Raw genomic sequence first — 17,249 nt, 5'->3', positions numbered from 1 at the left:
AAATACGCAAAAATTTTAACACGGGTGAACTAACAATGTAAAACCGAAGTTAAAATTTTTTTTCCCTAAATTTCGGTGCTTGTATATTTTCCATCGCTGAATTTAGAAATTTTTTCCCATAACGTAGTGGCAAAATTGGTAACTCAATACTTCAGGAACAGGGTATGAATAATAAACCGATGAATCAAAACCAACAAATCACAGCGAATATCAACTCAAGAGATACCTATCAGGGGCAAAAGTGGTTAGTAGAGGAACGAGATGCCTGTGGTGTGGGTTTTATTGCTCATCGCCAAAATCATACCAGCCACGAAATTGTTGAAAAAGCCTTAGCTGCTTTAACCTGCTTAGAACACCGGGGAGGTTGTAGCGCCGATCAAGATTCTGGTGATGGTGCTGGAGTATTGACAGCTATCCCTTGGGAGTTGTTCCAACAAGACTTTGCCGAAAGTGGAAAGGAACTTCCATCCATCAATAATATAGCTGTTGGGATGATCTTTCTACCACAAGACCAGGAAGCAGCACAAAAAGCTAGGACAGCAGTTGAGCAAGTGGCTGCTGAAGAAAAATTCACTGTACTTGGTTGGCGAGTTGTGCCAGTGCAACCTGATTTACTTGGGGTACAAGCAAGAGAAAATCAACCCCAGATTGAACAAGTTTTGTTAGCTTCTGTTGACAAAAGTGGCGATGAATTAGAACGGCAGTTGTACATCACCCGCCGCCGAATTAGTAAAATTGCAACCAACATCTCAGAAGAATTTTATATCTGCTCGTTGTCAAGCCGCACAATTGTCTATAAAGGCATGGTGCGTTCTGCCATCTTGGGCAGCTTTTATGACGATTTAAAGAATCCAGCTTACAAAAGTGCCTTTGCTGTCTATCACCGCCGCTTTAGTACCAACACAATGCCCAAGTGGCCCCTAGCTCAACCAATGCGGCTTTTGGGTCACAACGGCGAAATCAATACTTTGTTGGGTAATATTAACTGGATGATGGCACGAGAAGCTAGCCTGAATCATCCTGTATGGGGCGATCGCATCAAGGAACTCAAGCCATTAGTTCATATTGATAATAGCGACTCAGCTACGCTAGACAACGTACTGGAATTGCTCGTTTGTTCTGGACGCAGCCCCTTGGAAGCTTTAATGATTATGGTTCCAGAGGCTTACCAAAATCAGCCTTCTTTAAGTTACTATCCAGAAATTGTTAATTTTTACGAATATTACAGTGGACTGCAAGAAGCATGGGACGGGCCAGCACTTTTGGTATTTAGTGATGGCAAAAAAGTTGGTGCAACTCTAGATCGTAATGGCTTAAGACCAGCTCGCTACGTGATTACTAAGGATGATTACATTGTCGTAGCTTCGGAAGCTGGTGTAGTGGACTTTCCAGAAGCCGATATTGTCGAGAAAGGTAGGCTCGGCCCAGGACAAATGATTGCCGTGGATTTAGTAAACCATGAAGTCCTGAAGAATTGGGAGATTAAGCAGCGCATTGCCAAGCAGCACCCTTATGGTGAATGGCTGCAACAGTACCGTCAAGAACTCAAGTCATTGGTCATTGGTCATCCGTCATTAGCAAATGGCAATGGCAAAGGACAAATGACAAATGACCCTGGACAATTGCCTATTGACAAGCAAACATTGCTTCAGCTGCAAACTGCCTTTGGCTACACCACAGAAGATGTAGAAATGGTGATTCATCCAATGGCGATCGCAGGTTCAGAACCGACTTTCTGCATGGGTGATGATATTCCTTTAGCAGTGCTGTCAACAAAACCCCACCTGCTGTATGACTATTTCAAACAGCGTTTTGCTCAGGTGACGAACCCAGCGATTGATCCCCTGCGGGAAAAGCTAGTGATGTCTTTGAAAGTCGAACTGGGTGAACGGGGTAACTTATTAGAACCTAAAGCCGAATATGCTCGGAGATTGAAGCTGGAATCGCCAGTGTTAACCGATGGTGAGTTAGAGGCAATTAAGCTGTCAGGATTTGCCACGGCTGAGTTGTCAACCCGATTTGCGATCGCTACTGGCCCTGAAGGATTAAAAGCCGCAGTCCAATCTTTACAAGCACAAGCAGCCCAATCAGTCCGCGCAGGTGCAAAGATTTTAATCTTAAGTGATAAGGCAAATGACGGTATCAGCCCAGAAGATACATACATTCCTCCCCTGTTAGCAGTGGGTGCTGTACATCATCACCTGATTCGGGAAGGGCTGCGAATGAAAACATCCTTAATTGTCAATACTGCTCAATGCTGGAGTACTCATCACTTTGCTTGTCTCATTGGCTACGGTGCTGGTGCAGTCTGCCCGTATATGGCTTTAGATACGGTGCGTGATTGGTGGTCTGATCCCAAAACTCAGAAGTTAATGGGTGTAGAAAAAATTCCCACCCTCACCTTAGAACAAGCTTTAGGAAACTATCGCAAAGCAGTAGAGTCAGGTTTGCTAAAAATTCTCTCCAAGATGGGAATTTCTCTGCTCTCCAGCTATCAAGCAGCCCAAATCTTTGAAGCTATTGGCATCGGTGGAGATTTAATCGAATTGGGATTCCGGGGTACGACTTCCCGGATTGGTGGTTTGAGTGTTAGCGAACTAGCTGATGAAGTACTTTCCTTCCACTGCAAAGCTTTCCCAGAAGTGACGACGAATAAGTTACAAAACCTGGGCTTTGTGCAATACCGTCCTGGCGGCGAGTACCACATGAATAGCCCAGAAATGGTTAAGGCGCTGCATAAGGCTTTAGATGGCAAAAACTATGACCACTACGAAGTTTATAAAAAGCATCTTCAAGGTAGGCCAGTAACAGCCTTACGGGACTTGCTAGACTTCCAAGGCGATGCCTACGGCGGCAAGCTACGCACCCCAATTCCTATAGAAGAAGTGGAGTCGGTAACTGAAATTGTCAAGCGCTTCTGCACAGGTGGCATGTCTTTAGGCGCTTTGTCAAGAGAAGCTCATGAAACTTTAGCGATCGCCATGAACCGCATTGGTGGTAAATCTAACTCTGGAGAAGGCGGCGAAGACCCAGTGCGCTATACAGTTTTAGATGATGTAGACGAGTCTGGTCACTCGCCAACCCTACCTCATTTAAAAGGATTGCGGAATGGTGATCAAGCCTATAGTGCCATCAAGCAAGTTGCATCGGGACGCTTTGGTGTCACGCCAGCGTACCTAGTCAATGCCAAACAAATTGAAATCAAAATTGCCCAAGGTGCTAAACCTGGGGAAGGTGGACAGCTACCAGGCCCCAAAGTCAGCCAATACATTGCCATGTTAAGGCGCTCGAAGCCAGGTGTGACGCTGATTTCACCACCACCGCACCACGATATCTATTCTATTGAAGACCTAGCACAACTGATTTTTGATCTGCACCAAATTAATCCCAAAGCCAAGGTGTCGGTGAAGTTAGTTGCAGAAGTCGGCATTGGCACGATCGCAGCTGGTGTAGCCAAAGCAAACGCTGATATTATCCAGATTTCTGGACATGATGGTGGTACAGGTGCATCGCCACTAAGTTCGATTAAACATGCTGGTTCGCCGTGGGAACTGGGTTTAAGTGAAGTGCATCGCGTCTTGATGGAAAATAGCCTGCGCGATCGCGTGATTTTGCGCGTAGATGGCGGACTCAAGAGTGGCTGGGATGTGGTAATAGGTGCATTGATGGGCGGTGAAGAATTCGGTTTCGGCTCCATCGCCATGATTGCTGAAGGCTGTATCATGGCGCGAGTTTGCCACATGAACACCTGCCCTGTGGGTGTTGCTACTCAAAAAGAAGAACTCCGTAAGCGGTTTACGGGAATGCCGGAACAGGTTGTTAACTTCTTCTACTTCATCGCCGAAGAAGTGCGTAGTTTGTTGGCACGACTTGGCTACCGTTCTTTGTCAGAAATCATTGGACGTGCAGATTTGTTGAAACTGCGCCCAGAGGCAAAACTTACCAAAACGCGATCGCTGAACCTGGACTGTTTACTTAAGCTACCTGATACCAGAGACAATCGTGATTGGTTACTGCATGAAGAAGTCCACAGCAATGGCGTGGTTTTGGACGACAAAATGCTTGCCGACCCCGACATTCAGACTGCCATTCGGGATCAGTCCACTGTTACCAAGACTTACCCTATTGTTAATACTGACAGAACAGTAGGCACAAGATTAGCGGGAGCGATCGCTTCTCAATACGGTGATAGTGACTTTGAAGGACAAATTAATCTCAATTTCACAGGTAGTGTTGGGCAAAGCTTTGGTGCATTCAACCTCCCTGGTATAATTTTAACCCTGGCAGGAGAGGCAAACGACTACGTAGGTAAAGGAATGCATGGTGGTGAAATCATCATCAAACCTTCACCTGATGCCACCTATAACGCATCACAAAACGTGATAGTTGGCAATACGTGCCTCTATGGTGCTACTGGTGGCATGTTATTTGCCAACGGTTTAGCAGGAGAGCGCTTTGCTGTAAGAAACTCCAAAGCCATAGCAGTAATTGAAGGCGCTGGGGATCACTGCTGTGAATACATGACTGGTGGTGTGATTGTCGTCCTCGGCAAAGTAGGACGTAACGTAGCAGCTGGAATGACTGGTGGACTGGCGTATTTCTTAGATGAAAACGACTCATTTCGTGAGTTAGTCAACCCGGAAATTGTCAAAATCCAACGGGTGATTACAGAAGCAGGTGCAAAACAACTGCAAGAGTTAATCAAAACTCATGCGGAACGCACTGGTTCACCAAAGGCAAAGAAAATTCTGCAAAACTGGCAAGAATTTCTGCCGAAATTCTGGCAGTTGGTTCCACCTTCTGAAGCTGATAGCCCCGAAGCTAATCCTGAAAGAACAACTGAGTTCAGTTTAGTCAGCAGTCATTAGTAACTGTAACCATTCTCATATTCAGTCTTAAGCCATTCTCCCGTCGGAGAAGCTGCAATACGGTTTGGATAAAGCAGGGGAGGCTATTGAGGAAAGAGGGTTACTAGTAATTCTTCAAAAGACTGTAGAGAGAAAATATATTCCCCCTTGTTTAGGGGGAATATTACTAAATGATTCACAACTGGACTTTAGACTAAGGCAACAAAAATAACTGCTCAATAAGATCATGAAAGTCTAGGTAATAAAGTCGAGATCAGTACCAATACTGCTCAGGTTTTGGATTTTTAACTCGGAATTGGTTTAGGGAAAAGGTTAAAGGTTTTTTCTTTCCCCTTTTACCCAAAACCCGACAAGTATTGAGATCAGTACTGTTTTGAAATCTATCTTAGGACTTACGCACACTCTACGAATTCTCGGCGCTCTTGGCGTCTTGGCGGTTCGAGAAATTAAGCTTTTTAGCAATTTTTGCGTAAGTCCTATATCTAATTGGGTATATTAAGACATTATCTAAATGTTGTTAAACTAACATATAAATGTTAGTTAAAAAATAGGATTTTTCTATAAAAATTATTATATAAAAGCAAGCTTTCAATCAAAGCTTCTGAAGAGAACGTTTCCAAAATAATTAATTTTTCATACTTTGAAAGCAGTATTGACCATTGCAATAATTACCCTCAAAAAAATATATGGGCATTAAATAGTTATTGCCTCTCCATCGCTGGGTTAGACGCGATTTGATTGAAGTACACGCATGTTAAACTTAACTCCAATTGCTCTGATGAATTTTTCATTACATAACTGACTTAATTAACTATAATTAATAATTATTACTTTTTGCTTTTGTTAGCAATTAACTTTTGGTCTGCATCTTCCATTTCTAAAAGTTCTGGAATAGTAACAAAGCGATAACCTTGCTTTCTAAAGTTGCTAATAATTTCTGGTAAAGCTTGCACAGTTCTGGAACGGTTACCGCCACCATCATGCATTAGGACAATACCACCAGGTTTTGAATCTCTAATCACGTTATTTATCAACTTTGGTACAGTTGGCAACTTATAATCTGTGGAATCAGCTGACCACATCACCACAACATATTTTTGGCCTTTCGCATAAGCAGCTAATCCATTGTGCAAGATGCCACCAGGCGGTCGGAAGATATTTGTTTTAGCACCTGTAACTTGATAAATGAGGTCTGTTGTGCGATCTATTTCAAAAGCAGCAGCTTGTGGATTCATGAAGTGATACCAGTGATGCCAAGTATGGTTGGCAATAACATGACCTTGAGCTACAATTTGCTTTCCTAATTCTGGATAATTTTTTAGGTTCTGCCCAACAACAAAAAACGTCCCTTTGATATTATTTGATTTTAGAATATCTAGCACTTGCTCTGTGGTTTTTGGCCAAGGGCCATCATCAAAGGTGAGAGCAATTACTTTCTCCCCTTTAGTAAGTTTTGCAGCGTTAATTATTGCCCCTTGAAAACGTGATGGTAGAGAGTAGGCTAGTCCCTTTACTTGTGCTTCTTGCTGCCAACTTGTAAGCATTGCCGCTTTTAATTTCTCAATGCGCTGCTGAGTTCCAGCGTTTGCAGCTACATCTTTGATATTTATACTCTCTCTACTCTGAGCCTCCGAAGGATTTGGCCTTAGAAGCATCATAAAAGCAAGGCTAAAAACACCACATAAGGCAAGCAGTGCAATTAATATTCCTTCTGGCCACAGAAACGACTTATTGTTTTCCACCTCATACCTCCTTCAAATATCGAACCATCAACCACGTTATGACGGTACGTTATAGCACATTTTTTTAGATATCTTAGATACCATCTGCTTTCTGGTAATCCTGAAAATTGGAATTGCGAGTAACGACAGTTCAAAATCGAGAAGACAGACTATATAGCTTTAACTGAAATCTAGAACATCATTTGGGCGATCGCTTATACAATACTTGATACTATTTAATGTCAATCCATTTATAAAAGGCGAAATGTGAATTTCCACATTCTGGCCGCTAGCTCTAAGAAAGAAGAAGCGCAATCGAATAATTAATGACACCTCAAAATCCTCTTTATCGGAGTTCTGAATTAGTTTCTGTCTTTCACTTCATGGCTAAGGCAGCATTATCCTTTTAAGTTTTATAACTTTGCAAAAAAGATGTAACTCAACTCTCATGCCTACAATTTGCATTTTTTGTGAGCTGAAATTTTTATAGCAAGACTTTCTGACAGGAAAGCTGTATAAGTTGTAGCTGAGTAAATTATTTAATTAATATACAAAACTACTTACAAGGAGCAAGGTATATGTCAGAAAAGAGTCTAATAAACTATTAGCTCTATTCTTGATAAGATATATCTTACTGCCTGCTGCCATTCCTTACTTTTTAAGAAAAAGTTAAATTTTTAACTTACAGATTGTTGCCTTGAACTTTCTATGAAATAGACAGACGAAAATTGATTAAATATAGTTTCTCATTGCCAAGGGGCATTTATTAGTTAATCTGGATACTTTTAAATCATTTAGCAAAAATGATTTTATCAGCAGCTTAACCTGTTTTTGATGCTGATGCTTAAGCTTAAATTACTAGTAGCTTTTTGTCTGTTAATCTTCTTCTTGATAGTAAGGGAGATATATTATTAATAGTACAATCTAGTATATACTGTCACAGTAAAATTACGCAATTTATTCACATCTTTATAGCCATACTGTTAAAGTATTTGCCCAATAGTATATATCTATACTAAAATAACAATCCAGTAGAATCATTTGATGTAAAATTCTAAACATGCAAGATTTTTGAAATACACGTATTCGCGTGATACAGATAAAATGATCAACGTGAAACCCAACATTCATCAGGGTCTTGGATCTCATGCTTCGCTGCGCGACGGTAACGCTAATGACCCAACCTACAAAATTTATTGCTCTAATTTAGCTGTGCTACGCCACTACATATACTTAGATTTTTTCATGCAATCAAATCGGATTATTATATTTAAGGCATTCGCTAAGGGACTTCCAAATAAAAAAATACTTGACTCTTTGTTATGGGGTGAGCCTAAAAGCCTGCCTTGGACTACGGGCGCTCGTGTACCCACCCCATAAGATTGGGTAATTTATTTGTTGGAAGTCCCTAAACTGTATTTGCCATTTAATTAGCAATTTTCTGCTCAAAGAAAAAACCGACTGGCTGTATCGCTCTACCAATCGGTGACTGCTTTTTTAGCAGTAGGAAGCAAAATTGAAAATCATCTCATAACTTGCTTTATAATTGCAGCAATTAGAATTAAAATTTTTAATTACCTAAAAATCCTAATCATCAGCTTATATTGCCTTAAACAGGTCATGGTTGATTTACAGTAGTTTTGCTTGTCTTTGGTAGATGCGATAATTGTATTATTTAATATTTAGTATGGATTTATGCAGAATCCATCATGTTTATTAGTATACCTTTTGAGTCAAAATAATCAAGGTATTTGTTCCACTTCTTAAACTGGCTAGAAACTTTTATGATTCCTCACGAAAGTGATGTAAAAGAAGAGCGTGCGTCGTTAAAAGTATGGCGTAGTTGGCAAGAAAATCTGATTTTAATTGCGATCGCATTGTGTTTGGCATTTTTTATCAGGACTTTTATTGCCGAACCCCGCTATATACCTTCTGATTCGATGCTGCCTACCTTACATACAGGCGATCGCTTGGTAGTTGAAAAAATATCCTACCATTTTCACCCTCCCATAACTGGGGATATTATTGTTTTTCAGCCACCCGCAGAACTACAACGTCGAGGATATCCCAAAGACCAAGCCTTCATCAAGCGGGTTATTGGCCAGCCTGGTGAGGTAGTTAGTGTTGCTTCTGGCAAAGTCTATCTCAATGGTCAACCTTTGGCAGAAGACTACATCGCTGAACCCCCAAATCAGCCATATCAACCAGTGAAGGTTCCAGAGGATGAGTTTTTTGTCATGGGAGATAACCGCAACGATAGTAATGACTCTCGTTATTGGGGCTTTTTACCCAGAGAAAATGTCATTGGTCGAGCAGCGTTTCGCTTTTGGCCTCTTGATCGTATTGGGTTCATTTAATTAATTTTGGATTTTAGATTTTAGATTTTTCCTTTAATCGAAAATCCAAGTTGCACTGTAAGGGCATCAAAGGTGTGACTCAAAATCTAAAATTGGCGGAGTTAGGAGTTATTTTAGACTTCTAACTTAAAACCTTAAATAATACATCAGTTGAGCGATCGCATCACCAGGTAACTCCAAACGCCGTTGGAAATCAGCTAGGTTACGATAAGGCCCGGCTGATTGCCGATTTTGCACTACTGCATGTGCTAGAGACAAATCTATAAATGGAATTTGGGCTAAATTTTCAACTGTTGCTGTATTTGGATTGATTAAATGGGCCGGACTTTCTAGAGATTCGTGATCGTAGTAAATAAAATTCAGCAGAGGTTTTAATGGCTCCAGGCGCGGCGCTGGTACAGCCAAAGCCGCAGCGATATCTTCAATACAGTAAAATTTAACACCCGAACGCGAAAGTTCTACAAGCGATCGCGCTTGGTGAATTGACAAACCTGGTAAGCGTAACCAATCATCTACAGTGGCTCGATTAGCATCAATGCGAATACCTAATTTAGCCGCTATCTGAATTTCTTCCCCAGATTGTAAGCGATAGTAGGGATCGTTGAGGAGCTTGGCCCGGAGTTTTTGCAGCTTGGGGTTCAAAGGTAGCCAATTATTCATGTTGTCGCTTACCTCAAGAAATCTGGTCTAGCAATTGGCGGCGCTTTTGCTCAAATTCATACTCTGAAATTAGCCCATCCTGGCGCAAAGCATCCAATTCCCGCATTGCGTCAGCGATCGCTCCTACCTGATTACTAACTTTTTGTGAGTTTTTTGTTGCTGACTTACCTAGATTAAAATTTTGATCAAAAGCTTCTTCATTTTGAGCTAAATACCAAACTCCCTCAATGGCACTAGCTACCTTGGGGATCGGTGTCCATGAAAGCAACACATACAAAATGCCCCATAACCTCTGTCCCAGATAGAATTTATGTAATCCTGAAATTGGTGCCAGTGTGCCAGAAAAAGCTAAAACAGCAGCAACACTTCGACTTTTGCGCTTAGTCAACATATTTTTAATAAATATACCAATACCATAGTTCCGACAATTAGACAGTTAACTACTCTGCCTTGCCCTTTAGATGAGAATTCCCAGGCATAATTTAGTATTTGCAGAAATTTGAGTAAGTTTCACATGACCATGCATTGAGCTTTGATGCTAATTTTAAATTTTTAACAGCTTAATTACTACTATGTCACAGACCTTCCTACCGCCAAAATGGCTTCAACAGCTTTGTGATCCTTACGCTGTATTAGGAATTTCTGTAATTGCTGGCGATCGCCAGATTTTAAAACGCTATCACACTTTAGCGAAGCTGCTACATCCCGATCGCCATACCAAAAGCTCTAAGCCAGATCAAGAATTAGCAACGGCAATATTTAGCCATTTAATCAATCCAGCTTATGAACAACTGAAACATCAAGAGAAGCGCTTGATGGCGATCGCTATGCTGCGATCATTTGCTTTAGAGCAGAAGCCTTTGTCTTCTCAAAGTGCCATAGCTGAGAAAATTTTGGAAATGTCTACACCCCAAGCAGAATTGTTTTACGAAGAAGCGATCGCCTGCTATGCAGAAGATCAATACAAATCATTAGATCAGTTTTATCAGGTGACGCAACAAATTAATACACTGAATTTAGTATACTTACGGTTACATAAACCAGACCTACAATCAACACAAAAAGCTGTTAGCATCCTCTCTAAGGTAGAAGTTAAGCCAGTTGAATTGACATTAAATCAAAAAACTGATGTCAAACCAGTTGTGACATACGCTCAACGTCACTACCAGCGAGCTATTGAGTACGTCAAGCTAGGCAAGTGGCCCCTAGCCGTGTCAGAATTGCGCGATGCCATCAAATTAGAGCCAAATAATAGCGACTATTATGCCTTATTAGGTTTGGTACATCTCAAACAAAAATTTATCGGGATGGCCAGGGTTTACATCCATCAAGCATTAAAACTGAACCCGCAAAATTCACTAGCTTTGAAATACGCTCCCGAAGTGAAAATTCAATCTGGTAAAAATACCAATCCCAAATCAATGGCTACAGCTATGAGTATTGCGGCTTTATTAAGTCGGTTTGCTCAAAAGAAAGGTTCTCAAGTCAAGTGGTGAAATTTCGGTAACAAACCGTACTAAAACCGAAGCTTTGTTACTAGATTACTCTCCTAGACTAAAATAATAATAGAAGTAAAACTATTAAGCTCCTGAGTCTGGACACTCAGTTTAATATAAGCAATATGGGATTCTTCGATTCTGAGATAATTCAGCAAGAAGCAAAACAGCTGTTTGAGGATTATCAAGCACTAATCAAGCTTGGTAATAACTACGGCAAATTTGACCGCGATGGCAAAAAGCTATTTATTGAGCAAATGGAAGCCATGATGGATCGGTATCGCATCTTTATGAAGCGCTTCGAGCTATCAGAAGATTTCATGGCACAAATGACAGTAGAACAACTGAAGACACAATTAGGTCAGTTTGGTGTCACCCCACAACAAATGTTTGACCAAATGCACCTTACTTTAGAACGGATGAAAGCCGAACTAGAAAAACAAGCCTAAAAAAAGTAGAGACGCGATTAATCGCGTCTGTACAGGAGTTAGGAGTTCTCAATCAACTCATAACTCATAACTTATCACTCCTAACTTTAATTTGACTTGGGGCGAGGAAACTGGGAAGGTGGCTTGAAGTTTTCTACTGGTGTGTTCTTTAGTGCTTTCTCCATAAAATCTTTCCAGATGGGAGCAACCATAACACCACCTGTTGCATGGTCAGCTAACTGTCTATTGTCATCTCTCCCCACCCAAACAGCAGTTGTTAGTTGTGGTACAGTGCCAACAAACCAAATATCTTTTTCTGACGATGTTGTTCCCGTCTTACCTGCGGCTGGGCGACCGATAGCAGCACCTTTACCTGTACCTTCAGAAATTACCGATCGCATCACATCGATAATTGCTGCTGAAGCCCAAGGATCGAGAACTAGCTGTGGTTTAGGGGTATTGTCTAGCAACACGTTACCACTACTATCGGTGACACGAGCAATTACAGTTGGTGGAGATTGCCAACCATAATTAGCAAAGGTAGCATAAGCACTAGCTATTTCCAAAGGTGTGACACCAATTGCACCAAGTGGTAAGGAAGACACAGGTTCCATTGGACTCATAATGCCCAAGGTACGGCAGGTTTCTATGACTCTATTCATACCCACAGCCTTACCAATCTTGATCACGGGAATGTTGCGCGACTGAGCTAAAGCTGTGCGGATTGGCATCGCTCCTCTAAAACTATTATCATAATTTCTGGGAAAGTACCAACCGTTACCATCTCGATAACTAACTGGAGCATCTACTACCGTTGTGTCTGGCCCATATTTACCAGTGGCAAAAGCAGTATAGTATACAAACGGTTTAAAAGAAGATCCTGGCTGGCGTTGAGCTTGAGTTGCACGATTAAATTCACTGGTTTTAGGATCTATCCCGCCCACCAATGCTTTGATAAAATGTGTGCGCGGATCTATTGACACCAGAGCCATTTGATTTTTAGATAATCCTTGCTCCAGAAGTGTTTTATGCCACTTACTGACTGTTTCCTCTGCCATGATTTGGAAGTTGGCATCAACTGTAGTTTGTACCCGCATCCCGCCTTTGAGCAGTGTCTCACGCCCAAACTTTTTAGCCAACTCTTGCGCTACAGTATTGGTTACATAAGGTAGGGCACTACCTTGAAAGGATTTGATTTTACCAAGTTTGATTTCTTGTTTGAGGGCATTGTCATACTCAGACTGGTTGATCCAGTTCAACTCCAGCATCCGTCCTAGCACTTCTTTTTGTTTCTGTTTGGCCAGCTTCATGCTCACAAACGGACTGAATTCTTCTGGTGCTTGGATCAAACCCGCCATCATTGCTGACTCACCCAAGCTTAAATATTCTGCTGACTTATTAAAGTAACTGCGAGCTGCCGTTTGTACACCATAATTGTTATGACCCCAATAAACTTGATTGAGGTACATTTCTAAAATTTGGTCTTTGGTAAGAATTTGCTCTAACCTGATTGCCAGCACCGCCTCGGCTAACTTGCGGGTAAAGGCACGCTTTTGAGACAAAAATAGGTTTTTTACCAATTGCATAGTAACAGTAGAGCCACCCTCTTTGACTCCACCTGCTACAGCGTTAACTACTATAGCCCGACCAACACCAGTAGGGTTAATACCGTGGTGATCGTAAAAGTGACTATCTTCACTTGCTAATACCGCCCGTTTTAAGTTCGGGGAAATTCTATCCAGGGGCACGACTTCTCGGTTGGCTTCCCCGTGGATGCTAGTTAAAAGTTTACCCTTAACGTCATAGATGTAAGTTGTTTCTGAGGGAAAAAAGTTACGTAGCTGTCTGACATCTGGCAAATTGCGGAAACTAATGGCTAAACCAACCAGTCCTCCGGCTACAATGGAACTTGCCAGCATGGTCATTGAGAGGAGAGTACCGCCAGCTACCTGACCGACTCCTTTCAAAAACTCAAAACCTGATGAAGCCTGACGTTGTGGCTGCTTATCTTCAAAAGTCCTAGAAGACGACACGGCGATTTCACTTCCTCACTTGTAAATTTAACTGTAATTGATTGGACGAAGCAAGGCGGTTAATTTTTTGCAATTATAGTAGTTTGGCAGATGAGAAAGCGGATAAATTGCAAGTGTTTATAACCAACTTAACTTCTAATGTGCAAAACATAGCTAACAGTGGATTTTCTAGTATGACGCAAGATTTTGCTTGGCTGCGTCGTGGTGTGGTAGAAGTTTTCCCACAACCAGTTGATGTTAACAGTGAAACTCTAGAAAAACGCTTGGTAACTACAAACCAACCTTTGAGGATCAAATTGGGCATTGACCCTACAGGCACTGATATTCATCTTGGTCATAGCATACCAGTACGGAAACTGCGAGCGTTTCAAGATGCAGGACATATAGCAGTTCTGATTATTGGCGATTTTACCGCACGTATTGGCGATCCGACAGGTAAATCTGAAGTGCGTCGTCAGCTTACAGAAGCAGATGTAGCCCAAAATGCTCAGACTTATCTCGATCAAGTACGTCCTATCTTGGATTTTGACACACCAGGAAGGTTAGAGGTGCGTTATAACTCCGAATGGCTTTCTAAGCTCAACTTAGAGAAAATTTTGGAGTTACTCTCGACGATGACGGTGGGGCAGATGTTAGCTAAGGAAGGATTTGCCGATCGCTATAAAAAAGAGAATCCAATTTTTATCCATGAGTTCCTGTACCCGTTAATGCAAGGTTTTGATTCCGTTGCCGTTGAGGCAGATGTGGAATTGGGAGGGACTGATCAAAAATTTAACATTGCTGTAGGCAGAGATTTGCAACGCCATTTTGGTCAAAAACCCCAATTTGGGATGCTAATGCCGATTTTGATTGGCACGGATGGGGTGCAAAAAATGTCCAAGTCTTTAGGTAATTATATTGGGTTGTCGGAACATCCAGGGCAAAAATATCAGAAGTTACAAGGAGTTCCAGATAATCTGCTGAAGGAGTATTTTGAACTGCTGACAGATTTACCTTTGGATCAACTTCCAGAAAACCCCCGCGATCGCCAGACACTTTTAGCTTATGAAGTTGTCAAACAGTACCACGGCGAACAAGCAGCCCAAGAGGCAAAAGTTGCCGCCCAAAGCGGCGGAAAGGAAGGTACAGTTCCAGAATTCTCTCTAGCTGAGGTATCGCATCCCGCTAAGTTAGCGTATATTCTCAATGTCACTGGCTTATGCAAAAGTACGGGTGAAGGAAAGCGAAAAATTCAAGAAGGTGGAGTGCGCTTAGATGGCGATCGCATTACCGATGTTGATACTACTTTTGCTGAACCTGCCCAGTTACAAGGTAAGGTTTTACAAGTTGGGAAAAATAAGTTTGTGCGTTTAGTGCCTTAAATGGGGAGTGGGGAGTAGGGAATGGGGAATAGGGAACAAGTAGAACAACGAGTTATTGTGGCTTTGGATGTCCCGGATGAACAAAGTGCGATCGCTCTTATAGATCAACTCCCGCAAGTAGTTTGGTGGAAAGTTGGCTTAGAATTGTTTACCAGCACTGGCCCGAAAATTCTGGAAGTGCTAAAGTCTCGGCAAAAGCGCATTTTCTTGGATTTAAAGTTTGATGATATCCCCAATACCGTTGCTGGTGCTTGCCGGAGTGCAGCTACATACGGAGTGGATTTACTGACAATTCATGCTACTGCTGGTAGAGATGCCCTGAAAGCCGCAACTGAGGCGTCACACGAAGGAGCTACAAAAGCAGGTGTAGAACCACCAAAGTTAATTGCAATTACCCTGCTAACGAGCATTTCTGCTAGACAACTGGCATTTGATTTAAAAATACCTCTAGAATTACCAGAATATGCTCTAGAAATGGCCCTGCTGGCTCAGGAATCTGGTTTGGATGGGGTAGTTTGTTCGCCTCAAGAGGTGGCACAGCTACGACAAACTTGTGGAAATGACTTTTTGCTAGTTTGTCCGGGGATTAGACCAACTTGGGCTGATATTGGCGATCAAAAGCGATCGCTTACTCCAGCACAAGCAATTATTGCTGGTGCAGATTATCTCGTGATTGGGCGTCCCATTACTACTGCGACTGAGCCGGAGTTAGCCTGGAAGAGGATTTCTGAGGAGTTAACCACGGTGGCATGAAGCTAAAAGTCAGTAAGAAGCCGGGGGATAGGGTACAGAGTGTAGGGGAGAAGAATCTTACCTCTTCGTTCAAAAAGAAAAATTATAGTTTGCTTTTAGTTTGTGGCTTCTGGGTTTTAGTATCAAATAGCCTTGCTTACCCAGCGTTCTCGATAAACCTCACCCCTAAACCTTCTGCGCTAGCAGAAAAGGAAAATGTCAACGGTGGGGTGAAGTCTTTGTGTTCTGAGCAAAATTTAGAAACATTAACTATACAGCTACTGCAAGATTTACCTAGTTATACTAATCGCGCTAGTCAACGCGCCCGCCGCCTCAGCAGAAGCAGTGATGTTTACAGTTATATGTTAGTGGCAGGAAGACCTGAGTTTACTCCTTTGCCCCTTAACCTTGAAGAATATAGTGCAGACGCTTCTAAAAGTTCTGCATCAGGAGTTGAGCAAGTTTTCTTTACTACCTTAGAGCGGCAATACATAGGAAAGAAAGCGGTAGAATTGCAGGAATTTCACTGGCTATTGTTGACTAAAACTAAAATTGGTTGGCGTTTAGTGATGATGTTTTCTCAAATTGGTTCTTATTCAGGACAACAGCCAGTATCTCCGCCACGCGATAGTAGTAAGGGTACTGTTGCCCAAGGAGTTAAAACTTGGTTACGCGATTGTCAAGCTGGAAGTGTACGTCAAAGAAGAGGAAAAGGGGCAGGGGGCAGGGGGTAGGGGAAAAAACCCCATAAATTTAAGACTGCTGAAAACTTGGACACATTATTTCTCTTTAGGAGACGCTAAAGGCGAACATGCTTTGCGTCTTGAAATAAATATTTTTACTTTGAACATAAATAAATTTGTTTGCTCTGTAACTATGAAGGTAGGGGAATTTAAAAATTCTTTCCCTTAGCAAAGCCCTCCCTGTTCCCCTGCTTCTTTGGCCAATAAAACCTAATTCCAAGTCTTCGTAAATTAGGAGAATATTAAATAATGTCTAAAATACTCACTCAAATTATTTATGAACAGGATTATCACCTGTGGTTAGAAACTACGTTGAAACAATTACAAGAACGAGATTTAGAGCAGCTTGATTGGGATCATTTGATTGAGGAGATTGAAAGATTGGGTAATGAGCAGAAACACAAGCTCGAAAGTTATCTACTGCAACTTCTCAAACATCTGCTTTTGTATCAACATTGGAGTCTTCCTGAATGTAAAAATCATTGGGAAGTGGAAATTGATAATTTTCGGGTAGAACTTAGGAAATTAACCAAATCTAAAAACCTCTACAACTATCTGCTCAGGGTGCTTGAAGAAGTCTACATTGATGCGCTACGACAAGCAAAAAAGAAAAGTGGATTGAATTGTTTTCCACAAACTTGCCCTTATAGCATTGAGCAAATTTTAGATGTGGATTATTTACCACCATTTATTTATTGATTAAGATACATCACCCAGCTAGCTTGTATCCGTGTAATTGTGCCTGTATCTATGGGAGGATATTGAGGAGAAATAGCTGATAAATAGCGAAAAAAAAGCAGGCATTATTTAAAAACGAAGGCTGGCTTGAATTTAATCGTTGTGACTCCTG

The 17,249-nt window shown here is 41.6% G+C and carries 12 protein-coding genes; 8 read left to right on the top strand and 4 right to left on the bottom strand.

Annotated features, from left to right (window positions below; all coding sequences use genetic code 11):
* Window positions 1-164 precede the first annotated feature (164 nt).
* Window positions 165-4,868 carry a glutamate synthase-related protein gene (locus tag CDC33_RS24790; RefSeq protein ID WP_109011171.1) on the top strand — a complete coding sequence of 1,568 codons (4,704 nt, stop codon included), beginning with the start codon at window positions 165-167 and terminating at the stop codon, window positions 4,866-4,868.
* Window positions 4,869-5,695: 827 nt separating this feature from the next.
* On the opposite strand, the gene CDC33_RS24785 is transcribed toward CDC33_RS24790, so the two are convergent.
* Window positions 5,696-6,610: a polysaccharide deacetylase family protein gene (locus CDC33_RS24785; RefSeq protein ID WP_109011170.1), complete on the bottom strand. Its 915-nt coding sequence runs from the start codon at window positions 6,608-6,610 to the stop codon at window positions 5,696-5,698.
* Window positions 6,611-8,373: 1,763 nt separating this feature from the next.
* Here CDC33_RS24785 and lepB point away from each other — a divergent pair.
* Window positions 8,374-8,946 (top strand): signal peptidase I, encoded by a 573-nt coding sequence (gene lepB / locus CDC33_RS24775; protein ID WP_109011168.1) that lies wholly within the window; start codon window positions 8,374-8,376, stop codon window positions 8,944-8,946.
* 126 nt (window positions 8,947-9,072) lie between these two features.
* Here the strand turns inward: lepB and CDC33_RS24770 are convergent, their stop codons facing one another.
* Entirely contained in the window at window positions 9,073-9,606 is a 534-nt protein-coding gene (locus CDC33_RS24770) for a ComEA family DNA-binding protein (RefSeq protein WP_109011167.1), read from the bottom strand.
* Window positions 9,607-9,619: 13 nt separating this feature from the next.
* Window positions 9,620-9,997: an SHOCT domain-containing protein gene (locus CDC33_RS24765; RefSeq protein ID WP_109011166.1), complete on the bottom strand. Its 378-nt coding sequence runs from the start codon at window positions 9,995-9,997 to the stop codon at window positions 9,620-9,622.
* A gap of 181 nt (window positions 9,998-10,178) precedes the next feature.
* On the opposite strand from CDC33_RS24765, the gene CDC33_RS24760 reads away from it, so the two are divergent.
* Together CDC33_RS24760 and CDC33_RS24755 are read left to right on the top strand one after the other, a co-directional pair.
* Entirely contained in the window at window positions 10,179-11,102 is a 924-nt protein-coding gene (locus CDC33_RS24760; protein ID WP_109011165.1) for a J domain-containing protein, read from the top strand.
* 125 nt (window positions 11,103-11,227) lie between these two features.
* Window positions 11,228-11,551 (top strand): DUF1825 family protein, encoded by a 324-nt coding sequence (locus CDC33_RS24755; protein WP_109011164.1) that lies wholly within the window; start codon window positions 11,228-11,230, stop codon window positions 11,549-11,551.
* Between the two features lie 86 nt (window positions 11,552-11,637).
* Here the strand turns inward: CDC33_RS24755 and CDC33_RS24750 are convergent, their stop codons facing one another.
* The gene (locus CDC33_RS24750; RefSeq protein ID WP_109011163.1) at window positions 11,638-13,563 is read right to left on the bottom strand and encodes a transglycosylase domain-containing protein; all 1,926 of its coding nucleotides are present in this window, start codon (window positions 13,561-13,563) and stop codon (window positions 11,638-11,640) included.
* Window positions 13,564-13,736: 173 nt separating this feature from the next.
* Between CDC33_RS24750 and tyrS the strand changes: the two genes are divergently transcribed.
* From tyrS to CDC33_RS24730, 4 genes are all read left to right on the top strand, one after another.
* Window positions 13,737-14,924, top strand: coding sequence for a tyrosine--tRNA ligase (gene tyrS / locus CDC33_RS24745; protein WP_181374236.1), 1,188 nt, complete (start codon window positions 13,737-13,739; stop codon window positions 14,922-14,924).
* Window positions 14,925-14,945: 21 nt separating this feature from the next.
* Window positions 14,946-15,677, top strand: a complete 732-nt coding sequence (gene pyrF / locus CDC33_RS24740; protein WP_109011162.1) for an orotidine-5'-phosphate decarboxylase — start codon at window positions 14,946-14,948, stop codon at window positions 15,675-15,677.
* A complete protein-coding gene (locus tag CDC33_RS24735) occupies window positions 15,674-16,390 on the top strand; it encodes a hypothetical protein (protein ID WP_181374123.1) in 717 nt (238 codons plus the stop codon). Before pyrF ends, CDC33_RS24735 begins: the two co-directional genes overlap by 4 nt.
* 258 nt (window positions 16,391-16,648) lie before the next feature.
* Entirely contained in the window at window positions 16,649-17,098 is a 450-nt protein-coding gene (locus CDC33_RS24730; RefSeq protein ID WP_244919340.1) for a DUF29 domain-containing protein, read from the top strand.
* Window positions 17,099-17,249: the final 151 nt, after the last annotated feature.

It is taken from the genome of Nostoc commune NIES-4072, assembly GCF_003113895.1.
In the GTDB taxonomy this organism is placed as follows: Bacteria; Cyanobacteriota; Cyanobacteriia; order Cyanobacteriales; family Nostocaceae; genus Nostoc; species Nostoc commune.
This window is presented reverse-complemented; position numbering and strand designations above follow the sequence as displayed.

What these genes read in the sequence shown, in the direction of transcription:
- CDC33_RS24790 (WP_109011171.1), top strand. Translation starts at nt 165, where the DNA reads ATGAATAATAAACCGATGAATCAAAACCAACAAATCACAGCGAATATC.
- lepB (WP_109011168.1), top strand. Translation starts at nt 8,374, where the DNA reads ATGATTCCTCACGAAAGTGATGTAAAAGAAGAGCGTGCGTCGTTAAAA.
- CDC33_RS24770 (WP_109011167.1), bottom strand. Translation starts at nt 9,606, where the DNA reads ATGAATAATTGGCTACCTTTGAACCCCAAGCTGCAAAAACTCCGGGCC.
- CDC33_RS24765 (WP_109011166.1), bottom strand. Translation starts at nt 9,997, where the DNA reads ATGTTGACTAAGCGCAAAAGTCGAAGTGTTGCTGCTGTTTTAGCTTTT.
- CDC33_RS24760 (WP_109011165.1), top strand. Translation starts at nt 10,179, where the DNA reads ATGTCACAGACCTTCCTACCGCCAAAATGGCTTCAACAGCTTTGTGAT.
- CDC33_RS24755 (WP_109011164.1), top strand. Translation starts at nt 11,228, where the DNA reads ATGGGATTCTTCGATTCTGAGATAATTCAGCAAGAAGCAAAACAGCTG.
- tyrS (WP_181374236.1), top strand. Translation starts at nt 13,737, where the DNA reads ATGACGCAAGATTTTGCTTGGCTGCGTCGTGGTGTGGTAGAAGTTTTC.
- pyrF (WP_109011162.1), top strand. Translation starts at nt 14,946, where the DNA reads ATGGGGAATAGGGAACAAGTAGAACAACGAGTTATTGTGGCTTTGGAT.
- CDC33_RS24735 (WP_181374123.1), top strand. Translation starts at nt 15,674, where the DNA reads ATGAAGCTAAAAGTCAGTAAGAAGCCGGGGGATAGGGTACAGAGTGTA.
- CDC33_RS24730 (WP_244919340.1), top strand. Translation starts at nt 16,649, where the DNA reads ATGTCTAAAATACTCACTCAAATTATTTATGAACAGGATTATCACCTG.